14 protein-coding genes and 1 tRNA gene are annotated in these 12,989 nt (G+C 69.7%); 4 read left to right on the top strand and 11 right to left on the bottom strand.

The window, feature by feature from the left end:
• Positions 1-9 precede the first annotated feature (9 nt).
• From RIE08_14910 to RIE08_14930, 5 genes are all read right to left on the bottom strand, one after another.
• Positions 10-423: a hypothetical protein gene (locus RIE08_14910; GenBank protein MEQ8718897.1), complete on the bottom strand. Its 414-nt coding sequence runs from the start codon at positions 421-423 to the stop codon at positions 10-12.
• An 82-nt stretch (positions 424-505) separates the two neighbouring features.
• Positions 506-1,843, bottom strand: coding sequence for a L,D-transpeptidase family protein (locus tag RIE08_14915; protein MEQ8718898.1), 1,338 nt, complete (start codon positions 1,841-1,843; stop codon positions 506-508).
• Between the two features lie 97 nt (positions 1,844-1,940).
• Positions 1,941-2,576 (bottom strand): DsbA family oxidoreductase, encoded by a 636-nt coding sequence (locus RIE08_14920; GenBank protein ID MEQ8718899.1) that lies wholly within the window; start codon positions 2,574-2,576, stop codon positions 1,941-1,943.
• 68 nt (positions 2,577-2,644) lie between these two features.
• Positions 2,645-3,115: a hemerythrin domain-containing protein gene (locus RIE08_14925; GenBank protein ID MEQ8718900.1), complete on the bottom strand. Its 471-nt coding sequence runs from the start codon at positions 3,113-3,115 to the stop codon at positions 2,645-2,647.
• A gap of 146 nt (positions 3,116-3,261) precedes the next feature.
• Complete coding sequence (locus RIE08_14930) at positions 3,262-4,302, bottom strand: hypothetical protein (GenBank protein MEQ8718901.1); 1,041 nt, start codon at positions 4,300-4,302, stop codon at positions 3,262-3,264.
• A gap of 112 nt (positions 4,303-4,414) precedes the next feature.
• Between RIE08_14930 and RIE08_14935 the strand changes: the two genes are divergently transcribed.
• Positions 4,415-5,185 (top strand): helix-turn-helix transcriptional regulator, encoded by a 771-nt coding sequence (locus RIE08_14935; protein MEQ8718902.1) that lies wholly within the window; start codon positions 4,415-4,417, stop codon positions 5,183-5,185.
• Between the two features lie 70 nt (positions 5,186-5,255).
• The gene (locus tag RIE08_14940) at positions 5,256-6,587 is read left to right on the top strand and encodes a zinc ribbon domain-containing protein (protein MEQ8718903.1); all 1,332 of its coding nucleotides are present in this window, start codon (positions 5,256-5,258) and stop codon (positions 6,585-6,587) included.
• Positions 6,588-6,626: 39 nt separating this feature from the next.
• Here RIE08_14940 and RIE08_14945 read toward each other — a convergent pair whose 3' ends face one another.
• Both RIE08_14945 and RIE08_14950 read right to left on the bottom strand, forming a co-directional pair.
• On the bottom strand, positions 6,627-7,031 hold the full coding sequence (locus RIE08_14945; protein ID MEQ8718904.1) for a DUF4332 domain-containing protein: 405 nt from the start codon (positions 7,029-7,031) through the stop codon (positions 6,627-6,629).
• A gap of 95 nt (positions 7,032-7,126) precedes the next feature.
• Positions 7,127-7,690, bottom strand: coding sequence for a hypothetical protein (locus RIE08_14950; protein MEQ8718905.1), 564 nt, complete (start codon positions 7,688-7,690; stop codon positions 7,127-7,129).
• Positions 7,691-7,806: 116 nt separating this feature from the next.
• On the opposite strand from RIE08_14950, the gene RIE08_14955 reads away from it, so the two are divergent.
• Positions 7,807-8,550, top strand: a complete 744-nt coding sequence (locus tag RIE08_14955) for an inositol monophosphatase family protein (protein MEQ8718906.1) — start codon at positions 7,807-7,809, stop codon at positions 8,548-8,550.
• Between the two features lie 18 nt (positions 8,551-8,568).
• On the opposite strand, the gene RIE08_14960 is transcribed toward RIE08_14955, so the two are convergent.
• From RIE08_14960 to RIE08_14970, 3 genes are all read right to left on the bottom strand, one after another.
• On the bottom strand, positions 8,569-8,856 hold the full coding sequence (locus RIE08_14960; GenBank protein MEQ8718907.1) for a DUF4235 domain-containing protein: 288 nt from the start codon (positions 8,854-8,856) through the stop codon (positions 8,569-8,571).
• 13 nt (positions 8,857-8,869) lie between these two features.
• The gene (locus RIE08_14965; GenBank protein ID MEQ8718908.1) at positions 8,870-10,717 is read right to left on the bottom strand and encodes a phosphoenolpyruvate carboxykinase (GTP); all 1,848 of its coding nucleotides are present in this window, start codon (positions 10,715-10,717) and stop codon (positions 8,870-8,872) included.
• 291 nt (positions 10,718-11,008) lie between these two features.
• Positions 11,009-11,082, bottom strand: a tRNA-Val gene (locus RIE08_14970).
• Between the two features lie 145 nt (positions 11,083-11,227).
• Between RIE08_14970 and RIE08_14975 the strand changes: the two genes are divergently transcribed.
• Entirely contained in the window at positions 11,228-11,953 is a 726-nt protein-coding gene (locus tag RIE08_14975; GenBank protein ID MEQ8718909.1) for an RDD family protein, read from the top strand.
• 11 nt (positions 11,954-11,964) lie between these two features.
• On the opposite strand, the gene RIE08_14980 is transcribed toward RIE08_14975, so the two are convergent.
• Positions 11,965-12,984, bottom strand: a complete 1,020-nt coding sequence (locus tag RIE08_14980) for a galactokinase family protein (protein ID MEQ8718910.1) — start codon at positions 12,982-12,984, stop codon at positions 11,965-11,967.
• Between the last annotated feature and the right edge of the window lie 5 nt (positions 12,985-12,989).

Raw genomic sequence — 12,989 nt, forward strand, 5'->3', positions numbered from 1 at the left:
AGGCGCTCGTCAGGGTACGCGGCCCTCGCCGGTGTTCTCGGCGCCGAGCCGGGCCATCTCGTCGTACGTGTCGCCGACGTCGGGGGCCGTCTCGGCAGCCTTCTCGGCGTCGAGCTCCTCGGCGGCGGTCGGCGGCCGGTCCGCAGATCCGAAGCCGTCCGGTGTGGTGGATCCGTTCGTCGCATCGACGGCGCCGGTGACGGCGTCACCGGCTGTGGCCGCTGCGCTCGTGACCCGGTCGGTCACCGCGTCGGCCACCTGACCCGCGTTGCGGCGGACCGAGTCGGTGACCCTGCTGATGCGGGGGTTGTCGCGGGCCTCCGCCAGGCGTTGTTCGAGCTTTCGGCGCTGGTCGGCGGTGAGGAACTGCGACAGCGAGTAGCCCGCGGCCGCGCCTGCGATGAATCCGAGTTTGAAGTTCATGCACAGGGGATACCCGCCGGCGCCGGGCCTGAATCATCGAGCGCCGGCCGAGGCGGGGATCTGTGGCGCCGTCGCCGGCCCGTCAGTAGACCCAGACGTCGGTGCCGATCGGCATGATGTTCTCGGCCCACACCCAGTCCATGGCATCGAGCGTGAGCCGGACGCATCCGTGTGAAGCCGCAGCGGTCGGGACGCTACCGAACCCGTGGAAGGCGATCCCGCCGACGAAGTAGCGGGGCCGGTACAACGAACCGTACGGACCGGGATCCCACGCGTTGACGCTGCGGAAGACCTCGAAACGCCCGGGAGGCGTAGGGGTGGACGCCTTGCCGGTCGAGGCGTCGAGGATCGCGTCGATGTGTCCCGTGTCGACCACGTAGACGACCTGCAGGTCCAGATCCACCTCCATCACCCGCCCTGAACTCGAGCGGGCCGCCGGGCGCACCCCGTCGTCCAGAGCGGCGCGGGTCGCCGAATCCACGACACCCGTGAGAGGGAGCCCGGCGACCTTCTGGAGGGCGGTCACCGCGTGTTTCGTGCCGTCGCCGAAGACACCCGCCGGATCGTCGTGCCAGTAGCCGAGTTGGAGAAGGCGCGTCTGTACGTCCGCGGCCGCCTCACCGCCGACTGCGACGCGCCGGCAACCCAGCAGTGAGTCCGGGCCGGACCGCGTTGCCCCGGCCCCGAGCCCCATCGCGTAGATGCACACCTCGTGGATCCCCGGCCCGACGGGGACCGTCCAGCCGAATCCGTGGGCGCCGTCCACGCCGAGAGCGGCGTTCACGTCGGGCCGGGCCGAGTCGGCGAGGCGGCTGCCGAGGAACCGTCCGCTGGACCACACCTGGATGGTGACGGGGCTCGACGAGGCGTTGCCGTCCAGCGCCCACCCCGCGATCGTGATGCCCCGATCCGACGAACGGACGCGGTCGAGGTTGCCGCGCGGGGCCAGGGCCGCACCGCTCCCTCCGGTCGAGCCGGAAGTCCCCGTCGAGCCGATGGTGACGTTGCGACACCCGATTCGGGGATTGTCGCCGTCGGGTGTGCCGCCTGCGGAGACCCCGAGCGCGTAGACGCAGAGTTCCCAGGAGCCGGGGCCGAGTGGCACGGTCCAGCCGAATCCGTGGCCGCCGGTGACGCCGAGAGCGGCGTTCACATCGGGTCGCAGCGCCGATGCCCTGCGACCGTCGACGTAGCTGCCGTTCGCGTAGACGTGCACGGTCACAGCGTCTGCGGGCCGGTCGGCGTCGACGGCCCAGCCGGCCACATCGACGCCTCCGGGGACCACGCTGACCGAGTCGACCCACCCTCGTGGGGATCCCGGGCTCGCCCCGGCGGGGTCGACTCCGGCGACGGCCAGGGTTGCCATCAGCGCGGCCGTCGCTGCGACGGCGATCGCGCGCAATCCGTGTCGTCGACTCATGTACTTTCCCTCCGGAACCAGCCCGTGTCGGCACTGGAATCGTAGAACTGACGGGCCGGGTTCGGGGCGACCCCGAGGCGAATTTCTCCGGGGCGCCTCAGGTGCGCGCGAGGGCCCGGCTCAACAGGGCCTTCATCGTGACGATCTCCTGGGCGCCGGGAATCGCCCATGCGCCGTCCACCACGAACGTCGGGACCGCGCTGACGCCGAGTTCCGCGGCGGCGTGCAGGTCCTCCTGCACGCGCTGCGCACCGGCATCCGACGCGAGGGCCTCGGCCGCGAGTCCCGCGTCCAGGCCGGTCTCGTCCGCCCAGCGGGCCAGCGCGCCGTGGTCGGCGATGTTGCCGCCCTCGGTGAAATAGGCCTCGAAGAGACGCGCGAGGAGCACCTCCGCCGCCTCGGGACCCTCGGTCTGGTCCGTCCACGCGAGCAGCCTCATCGCATCCCAGCTCCGGACGCGTTGGACCAGGTCGAAGCGGTACTCGATGCCCACTTCGGGAGCGGCTGCGCCCAGACGCGCCGTCATCGCCTCGTAGGACCCGGGTCCGTACTTGCGCTCGAGGGCAGGCCTGAGCGGACGGGGTTCCGCTGGTGCTGTGGGGTCGAGTTGGAAGGCCCGCCAGCGCACCTCGACATCGCCGCCCCCGTCGATGTCGGCCAGGGCAGCGGCGAGGCGTCGCTCGCCGAGGTAGCACCACGGACACACGACGTCGGAGAACACATCGATTCGCATGGTCGGTCCAACCGGGTCCGGGGCGGGATCCTTCCACGCCCGCGGGTGGTCTTCCGGTGCCGGCGCCCTCAGCCGCTTCCGCCCTCGTCGTCCCAGAACGCGGCGTAAGTCAGATCGGCGCCCTGTTGGCGGTGGTAGGTGAGCTGGCCCATCAGTGCGCCGGCGGATGCGCGGACTCGATCCACCCACGCCGCGTGGTCCCCGCTCACCCCGGCGGCCAGCGTGACGAGGTTCTCGCGCAGGCAGTCGTCGATCCGTTGATGGTCGATCCGCAGCGTCTCGACGGCGGCGGCGAGGCCGGGGGAGCGCCTCATCACGTCGGCGAACAGGCCGTCGGCGTCCTCCGTGAAGTGGACGTGCTCGGCGAACGCGTCGGCCACGCGCGTCATCGCCGCCGCGACGTCGGCGGACCAGTCGTCGATCCTGCCCGGCCCCGCGCCTGCCAGCGCCCTCTCCAACTCGATCAGACGTGTGTGTAGTGACTCACGTTGTTCGAGGAGCCCCTCGGGGTTCGAAGTCCCGGTCTCGTCGTTCGCCACGGCATGCCTCCCGTAGGTGTCGGTCCGTGTCCGGTTCGCACGGCCATCGGATCCGAGGTTACGGGACCCGTTCTGAGCGGCCCAGTGTCCTTGGACCATCCGCCGGGTCTCCCTCGGCCCTTTCCTCGACTGTCCGGACGCAGGAGTCAGGTCACCACGGTCAGGCCGGTCGCGAGGCGCAGATCGTCGATGGCGGCTCCGTCGGGCATCCGGATAATCATCTCGGTCACCTCGGCTGCAGGCTCGAGGAACCACGTCACCGATGCTCCGGGCGGCGGGGAGTCCATCTCCTCGAGTCCGAGAACGGATCCGTCACCGTCGCGATAGACGATCGTCACCGTCCCTGCATCCTCTGCGGCCCCGAGCACGCGGATCGACCATGGGGTCGCGGCGCCGTCACCGAGGGAGCTGAAGTCGAAGGTCACCGTTCCGCCTGCGCTGACCAGGGCGTGGTGTGCATCATCGAAGGTCGCGTCGACGCCGGGGCACCCCAGACCGCAGCGAAGGTCGACGATTCCTATGGCGACACCTGGAGGTGAGACCGCGGCGACTCCGACCAGACCGTCGCGTTCGTCCAGGTCGGTGCCGGTTCCCGCCCCGAGTGTCGCCGGCACGGGTCCGTCTGCGATCCCCTCGAAATGGATTGTCGTCAGCGCGACCGACGCAACCTCGGTCGCGGTCAGGTCGGTCGTCTCCATGCCGAGGACGGGGGCGACGACGCCGCCGACGTTCGTCTCGACCTCCTCGCGGTGCGCGGTCACGCGCACAGCCGAGACCGGGACGTCACCGCCGGTGCCGGTCGGCATGAACATCTCCGCGTCGGGATCCCACCATCCGAACTCGATGTCGTCGGTGTCGTCGAGAGTGCCGAGACCCGCCACGTCGTTGGCCGCCGCGTAGGTGAACGCAGAGGTGCGGGCGGCGTCGGCATCGGGGAGCTCAGCCAGGGCGGCCAGGGCGGCGCCCCCGGCGTTCTCGTGGAGATGGTGGCGCGCCGTGCGGATGCTGCCGACGTCGACGGCTACCACCGCCGCTCCGATGAGGCCGAGTCCCGCGCTCAACAACAGGGCGACTGCACCCCGTTCACAACGGCTCACGCGCCCGCGGCGACTGACGGGCTCGCTGCGACGGACAGCGTGGCGACGCAGCGCCATGGCCGTCATCACGGCGCGACGGGTCGTGCCCATGATCGTCTCCCCTGTGGATTCCCTGCCGGCCACGTTCGTCTGCCCCTGCCAGGACGTTCACTGAGCGTGGCCTACTCGCCTCCAATTATCACCTAGAGTGGGTATTGACGCCATGAGCCGATCGACCCATTGGGCGTTTTCGCGGTCGCGGTTCAAGACCACCGGCCCTGCGGCCGATATGAACGCCATGACGATGGAACTGTCACCGGAGTACGCGCAGGTGCTCGAAGTGCCCGCTGCCAGGCTGGGCCGGTTCCTGGCCGCCGCCCGGACCCGCGAGGGCATCGCGCTCGCCGACATCGCCCGCCGGCTGGAGTGGAAGTTCACTCCGGTCGTGCTGTCCATGATCGAACGGGGCGTGTACCCCATTCTGCCCGAAGACGTCCCGGGCCTGGTCGACGCGTACCGGGTGGACCTCGACAAACTCCTGCCCGAACGCGACAACCTCGAGGTGAACCTCGACTCGGGGACCATCGGCTCCGGTGAGAGCATCCAGCAGCTCGCCGACCGTCTGACGATCACCGAACTGCTCCGCAACTACCTGTCGTTCGTGCGCGAGATCCGCGGGCTCCGCCCCGATTCCGAACTTCCCCGCCGGTCGCTGCGTCACGACGACATGGAGATCCTCGCCCGCACCCTGCGCCTCGAATCCGACGATGTCGAGCAGCGCCTGGCTGTGATCCTCGACCCGGCCGCCGCCAACGCCCGGCGCGCCATCGAGAAGCCGAAGGCCGATGATGTCGAACAGTTCCCCCAGCCGATGACCGATGTCGACACGACACCGCCCGACCGGGATCATCGACGTCTCTTCTCCGAGCGTGCCGGCTCCAAGCGGGGCCTGCGCGAGCGTCTCCTGGAAGCGACCGAGAACAAGCGCGACTGACCCCCTGGCCCCCTCGGGGGGCTGCTTCGACGACCCTTCGCCGACGACGGGGCCCCACTAGGGTCGCGGCGTGCCGGCCCCCGACCTGTGTCCGTCCTGCGGCGGCCTGATCGACGACCGTGATGCCTTCTGTCGCCTGTGCGGACTCCCCGTAGCTGACGCGGTCGCGATCATCGAGCTCGAGGACAACCCTGAGGTCGCGGGCGGTCGCGATCACACCGTGGGAGCGGAGCCCGGCGACCCGGTTCCGGCACCGGCGGCAAGTCATCCGGGCCGCTTCGGCGGCGGGTTCCGGCGTTGGTTGGTGCTCGGAGCGGGAATAGCCATGGCGGCCTGGGCGACGGTGGTCGTCGTCCTCGGTGGTGGTGACGACGTCGCCCCGACGCCCGAGCCGGGGGGACAGCCGGCCACCGAATCCTCCGGCCCGTCGGACCCGTCCGAACTGGTGACGGAACGCGACGGCGGACGCTCGACGGAACCCCCCGGGGGCGCAGGTGCGGTTGCGACAGGACTTCAGGTCGTCGTGGCGACCAGGGGTGGGGCCGAGTTGGTGGACGTCGCGGGCGGAGAGCGGGCCACCGTCGTTCCGATCGGATCCATGGGCACGGCGACCCCGGTCGGCATGGCGGGCCGTTGGCTCGTCGCCCGCGACGGCGACGAGACGCTGGCGCTGGCACTCGACACCGGAACCCGCGTGGAGTTGGCGCCGTCGCAGGACCTGATCGTGTGGTCGTCGCGGGCCACCACCGTGTGGCGCGTGAGTGAGCCCGACGACCGCTACGACCACGTGCGGGCCCAGCTCATGGATCTGAACGGCGACGATCCACAACTGACGCTGCGCCTACCGGCGGTCGCCGAGGTGGTCGGAGCCACCGGGTCGGGTGTGGTCGCGGAGACGCCGGGCGGCATCTTCTTCGTCGACCGCGCCGGGGCGCGCGAGTTGGTCGCCGGCACCGTGAGGGGTGTGGCCGATGGCGCGGTCTACTACTGGGGGTGCGACGGCGACTTCGACTGTGGGACCGGCATCGTCGAGATCGCCACAGGGGAGGTCCGGCCCGCCGATTTCGATCTGGGACCCGCGCCGCGGTTCGCTGTGATCACGTTCGCTCCGACGGGGCAGGCGATCAGCTACTACGCGTTCTCCAACTCGGGGCCGCTGACCTTCGAAGTGGTCGAGGTGGAACGGGCGGACCGCACGGTCATCTACGAGCCGCTCGTCTCGGCGTTCCCGACGGCATGGTCTGACGACGGTCGCTTCTTCGTGTACACCGTCGACGGCATGCTCGCGATGCACGATCGGATGTCGGGGACGACGACGCACACCGGGATCGAGATCCCGGTCGGCAACAACGTCGGGTTCTATGTCGTGGCCGGTTCGGTCAGCCCGCTCCCGGTGAGCTGACGAGACGGCCGCCGCGGTCAGCGTCGCGATGCGGCGGCGTCAGTACGTGACTGCGGGCTCGAGTTCCTTGGCGGCGGCGACCCAGCGCTCGACCATGGACAGACTCGGCGGGCGCCGGACCCGGCCACGTCCACCCGATCCCTCGAGAAGCTTCGCGTGCAGTGACTTGGGGCTCCGGCGACGGAGTTCCTTGACCGTGTCGACTCCGCACGCCTCGAGAAGGTCGCTGTACTCCTCGCCGACACCCTTCACGCGGAACAGGTCGGCCTTGTTCACCCAGGTGAGGATGGCCTTCTCGTCGAGGCCGGTCTCGGCGGCGAGAGCCTTGCGGTCCTTCTTGGCGCCGGCGGCCTTCAACAGGGCCGCCGGCGTGCGGATCCCAGCCTTCACGAGCTTCGCGCCGTTGCGCTTGCCGATTCCCTCGATCTTCTCGATGCCTGCCATGTGTCAACCCCGGTGCTCGTCGAACGACACGGCGAGGCTAGAAGGTCCGGGCTCTGCACGCCCAAATCGCAGGAGCGGTCCCGTCGAGGTGGTCCTCAGAAGTCGCCGAGCCACGCCGGCGCGCGGTCCAGCAGGTACTCCGAGACGTTGCGGACCCGGTCCAGGACATCGTCGAGTTGCTGATGGTTCATGTGGATCTGACCGAGGGGCACCGCCACGCGGGTCGTGATGGCGAGGGTGCGTTCGGGCGCATCGGTGACGGCCATGTAGGCATCCACCGCGGAGACCTCCAGGGGCAGGTCGGCGCCGCCGACGCCGGCGAGTTCGGTGGCGAGCACGAGCAGATCCGGACCCTGGGGGAGCGGCGGGAGCGCCCAGGTGAACGACATCTGGAGTTCGTGGCCCTCCGGAGGGTCCTCGCCCTCGGGGAGATCCACCAGGGCGTCTTCGAACGCCAGCATCACGCGGGGGTCGACCTCGAGCGCCAGATGGATGTCCAACGGGCCACCGCAGGCGTGGGCCGGGTGCAGGTCCACCTCCCACGCCTGGCGCATCGAGTACGTCTCGACGAAGTGCCGCTCGTCGTGGACATGGAAGCCGTAGTCGCCGGCGAGGTCCTTCACGTCGGTGATGAACGTTGCGATGTCGACAACCGCCACGTGTGCAGTCTCCTCTGAATGGTGTTTCGAAGGGCTGATGAGCCCCTTCGTCGCCACAACGCTACTCAACCACGGTGACGTCACCGACTGCCGGCCGCGGCGACTAGCTTCGCCGGGTGGACCCCGACTCGCTCCTGACCCTCTTCGACGACGTTGTGGCCGGCATCACCGAGGCCCTGGCCGGCCACGACGGCTGGCAGCTCGCCGACACGGTTCCCGGCCAGTACACCCACGACATCGTTGCCGACGACGTGGCGGTCGCCATGTTGCTGGACGCCGGTGTCGGCGTGTTCTCCGAGGAGACGGGCCTGCACCAGTCCCAGCGGGAGGTGGTGGTCGTCGTCGATCCCGTCGACGGGTCGACGAACGCGAGCCGCGGCATCCCGTGGTACGCGACGAGCCTCTGTGCGGTGGACGCGCAGGGCCCGTTGGCCTCGGTCGTGACGAACCTCGCGTCGGGCGAGCGGTATTCCGCTGTCCGGGGTGGTGGCGCGACCCGCGATGGTGAGGCCATCGCGCCCAGCGGTTGTGAGCGCTTCTCGGACGCCCTCGTCGTCCTCTCGGACCTGCCGCCCGCGCGTCTCGGTTGGGGCCAGTACCGCACCAACGGAGCGTCGGCGCTGGACCTGTGTCTCGTCGCGGCGGGTGTCATCGACGGATTCATCGACTGCGGACAGCACGGGCACGCCCCCTGGGACTACCTGGGCGCGCAGCTCGTGTGCACCGAGGCCGGTGCCGCGATCACCGAGGCGAGGGGGCGCGACCTCGTCGTGCTCGAGCCAGGCGAGCGGCGCTTGCCGGTCGCCGCCGCCACACCTGCGCTGCTGGCCGAGATGGTGGAGGCGCGGGCGACCTTCTGAGCGGCCTGCATCGGGGCCCTAGACGGAACCGCCCGTGAGCCGCCGACGCGCTTCGAGACGGCGTTCCGTCTCACGTCGGACGAGGAGCTTCGCCGCTCCCGCGGCTGCGCCGACCATCGCCGACCACGCGACGGCACTGATCCGGCTCGCGTTCTCCCGGGCGGGGTGGGTCGGCGGAGGTAGGCCGCGGCGGCGCGCGAACGCACGGTCGAGCACCGCCTTGACCGCTGCCGCCGTGATGACCGCCGCAACCGTCTGCGCGACGGTCTCGATCATGGCTTCGCTGAAGTCCCCGTTGTCTGCCACGGATCCCGGTCTATCAGGTCGGGTCGGGGTTCATCTCCCAGCGGTCGGGGGAACGCCACAGCGCACCGGCCACGAGTTCGCGAATCGATCGCATTTCCGCGGGCAGCCGCGTGTGGAGCTTCATGAACAGTTCCTCCAGCTGCAACAACTCGGCGTCCCACTCGGCGCGGTCGATCGAGAGGCATTCGAGGAAATCCGATTCGCTGAAGTCCTCCAGGCCCTTCCAGTCGAGATCCTGGTGTCGGGGCATCCAGCCGAGCGGGCTCTCTACACCGACGGCGCGTCCGTGTGAGCGCTCGACGATCCACCGCAGGATCCGCATGTTCTCGCCGAACCCCGGCCACACGAAGTCCCCGTTGTCGTCGCGGCGGAACCAGTTGACCTCGAAGATCCGCGGCGGATTGTGGATGTTGCGCCCGAACGACAGCCAGTGGTTGATGTAGTCGCCCATGTGGTATCCGGCGAAGGGGAGCATCGCGAAGGGGTCGCGTCGCACGACGCCCTGCTGGCCGAAGGCGGCTGCGGTGGTCTCGGATCCCATGGTGGCGGCCATGAACACGCCGTAGGCCCAGTTGAAGCTCTGGACGACGAGGGGGATGGTGCCCGAGCGGCGGCCACCGAAGATGAACGCGTTGATGGGCACGCCCTTGGGGTCGTCCCAGTCGGGGTCGAGCGCCGGGTTCTGTGACGCCGGAGCTGTGAAACGGGCATTGGGGTGCGAGGCCTTGCGGTCGGAATCGGGCGTCCAGTCCCCGCCCTGCCAGTCGATCAGGTGGTCGGGGACGTCGCCGTCGATGCCCTCCCACCAGACATCGCCGTCGTCTGTGAGCGCGACGTTGGTGAAGATGGTGTTGGCCCGGATCGACTCCATCGCCATCGGGTTCGTGTCGAACGACGTTCCGGGCGCCACGCCGAAGTAGCCGGCTTCGGGGTTGATCGCGTAGAGCTTGCCGTCGGGCCCGGGCTTGATCCAGGCGATGTCGTCGCCGACCGTGGTGATCTTCCAGCCTTCGTCGGTGAACGACGGCGGCGGGACGAGCATCGCGAAGTTCGTCTTCCCGCAGGCGCTGGGGAACGCCGCGGCCACATAGGTCTTCTCGCCGCCCGGGTCGGTGACGCCCATGATCAACATGTGCTCGGCGAGCCACCCGTCGTCGCGGGCCATCGTCGACGCGATCCGCAGGGCGAGGCACTTCTTGCCGAGCAGGGCGTTGCCGCCGTAGCCGCTGCCGTAGCTCCAGATCGAACGCTCCTCGGGGAAGTGCACGATGTACTTGACGTCGGGATTGCACGGCCACGCCACGTCCTCGTCGCCTTCGGCGAGCGGCGCCCCCACCGTGTGCATGCACGGGACGAACGATCCGTCGGTGCCGAGCACCTCCACCGCGGCGCGGCCCATGCGCGTCATGAGCTTCATGTTCACGGCGACGTATGCGGAGTCGCTGATCTCGACGCCGAGCTGAGCGATGTCGGAGCCGAGCGGGCCCATCGAGAACGGGATCACGTACATCGTCCGTCCCGCCATGCAGCCGTCGAAGAGGCCGGTCAGCTCGGCCTTCATCTCGTCGGGGTCCATCCAGTTGTTGGTGGGGCCCGCGTCCTCGGCGGTCTTCGAGCAGATGAAGGTGCGGTCCTCCACGCGGGCGACGTCGCTCGGGTCCGAGCGTGCGAGAAAGCTGTTGGGCCGTTTCTCGTCGTTCAGGCGGATGAACGTGCCGGCGTCGACGAGTTCCTGACACAGGCGGTCGTACTCGTCGTCGGACCCGTCACACCAGTGCACGCGAGCCGGCTTGCAGAGCTCGACCATCTCGGCAACCCATGCCTTCAGGCCGTCATGTCGGACGTAATCGGGGGTCTCCATGTCTCCGAGTCTGCCCAACAGGTGAGGGGTCCGTCCAGTGTCGGGTCTGCTCGGTGCTTCGGCCGGCCGGGGTCGCGGCGAATGTCGACGAGATCGCTGCCCCCTACCGGAGGGCTCTGGACGGCGGGTCCCGGTCAGCGACGGTGTCGTAGCGAATTCGTCCGTCATGACGAGCGACGGTGTAGGCGGCGTCGTGTGGGGTCCGATTCGCTATGACACTGCTCCGCATTGGCGCCGGCCGCGATGATCTCCCAGCACCGCTCGCTCACCTCCGGAGACACCCCGCCAGAGTGGATCGGGAGGGGCTCGAACCCCCGGCCCCCTGCTTGTAAGGCAGGTGCTCTGACCAACTGAGCTACCGATCCGTGGGGTCCAACGGTAGCCGCAGCCGGTTCGACCCGAACCGCTGCGGAACCTAGTGTTCGGGCTCTGGAAGCCAGCATGGCTGATCGCACTGCGCGGGTCGGTCCGGCGGAGACGGCGGGGCGGCGGCCCCCGGAAGGACCTGACATGACCACGAGCGGTGACGGAAGGTCGGACCAGCCCGGCCCCGGGTGGTGGCTCGCCTCCGACGGCAACTGGTACCCACCCGATCAGCAACCCGGCGTGGCGCCTCCGCCACCAGAGCCACAACCGCCGACGCCGCCAGCCGTCCCGCCCCCGACGGTCGACGGACCCGGCGGCTACCAGGCGCCCCCTCCCCAGTATCCCGGTGGGTGGGACGCCCGGGTGCCACCACCGCCGGGCCCCGGCAGCGGTCCGGCCCACATGGATTTCGCCGGTTTCGGTGCCCGACTCGGCGCGTGGATTCTCGACACCCTCATCGTCGGCATCCCGGTGGGTGTGATCTCCGTCGTCGTGACCCTGAACCTTCCGACCGAGATCACCGCTTGCACCGTGAATGGGCGACCCGGGTTGTGCGAAGGGCCGACCACGGCGTCGGCGCTGCTCATCTTGTTCCTCAACCTGGGCCTCGGGGCGCTCTCGCTGTTCTGGTACTACCCGTACTTCGATGGTGTGACGGGGGCGACGCCCGGCAAGCGGATGATCGGTCTGCGTGTCGTCGACGACCGGACCGGCGAGTCCATCGGCTACGGCCGAGGTCTGGGGCGGTCGCTCTTCAAGATCATCTCCGGTCTCGTCCTCCTGCTGGGGTACCTCTGGGCGATCTGGGACCGCGAGAAGCGGGCCTGGCACGACATGGTCGTGTCGAGCCGCGTCGTCCGTTCACACTGAGGACGGTCCGCTCACCGCGCCGGAGGGATGCGTCGGGCGGGGCCGGAGGCGTCCAGACGCCACCCGCCGATCTCGGCGGGATCGACGTCACGATGCGCGAAGACGACGATGCAGCCGCCGAAACCGGCACCGGTGAGCCGCGCGCCGATGACACCCGGTACCCGCCTGGCGCGCTCTACCGCCGCGTCGAGCGCGACCGACGAGACCTCGTAGTCGTCGCGCAGGCTGCGGTGGCTCTCATCTGCCAGGTGGCCCATAGCGTCGAGATCGCCGGCGTCCATCGCGTCGGTGAAGTCGCCGACCCGGGCGATCTCGCTCACGACGTGACGGGCCCGCCGGCGGCGCCCCCGGTCCGCCAACGAAGCGATGTCGTCCATCGTCGCATCACGGAGTGGGCCGATCTCCCGTTCGATGTCCTCACACGCCGTCCGCCGCGAGGCGTACGCGGATCCGGTGAGGCTGCGGGATTCCCCGCAGTGCACCGCGTGGATCGCGAGGCCGTCGGGCAGGCGAACGGCACGGGTGGACAGGTCACGGCAGTCGACGAGCAGCGCTGCGCCGTCGCATGCCGAGGTGATCGTCAACTGGTCGAGGATCCCCGTCGGAACCCCTGTCGCCGCAGCTTCGGCCCGGTGACAGGCCAGAGCAAGGTCGAGTCCGGTCAGGTCGGTCCCGAAAGCGAGTGCCACGGCCACCTCGAGGGCCGCGCTCGACGACAGGCCGGCCCCCACCGGCAGCGAGGTGGTGACGGTCCCCGTTCCACCGGCGCTGATCGCGAGTTCCCTGAGCACGGCGACCACGTGACGTCCCCACGGCGGGTCGACTGTCGCCGGGTCGGCGTCGATCGCCACGTCCAGCGCCCCCGGCACGGCGTCGGAGCTCAGCCGGATCCGCGTACCTCCGCGCCCGGCCAGCGTGACCGTCGTGCCGAGTTGGATGGCCATCGGCAGGGCCCGCCCACCGACGTAGTCCACATGGTCGCCGATCAGGTTCACGCGGCCCGGTGCGAAGGCCGTGTCGGCGCCGTTCACCGATG

This window comes from Acidimicrobiales bacterium (genome assembly GCA_040219085.1).
Lineage (GTDB): Bacteria > Actinomycetota > Acidimicrobiia > Acidimicrobiales > JAVJTC01 > JAVJTC01.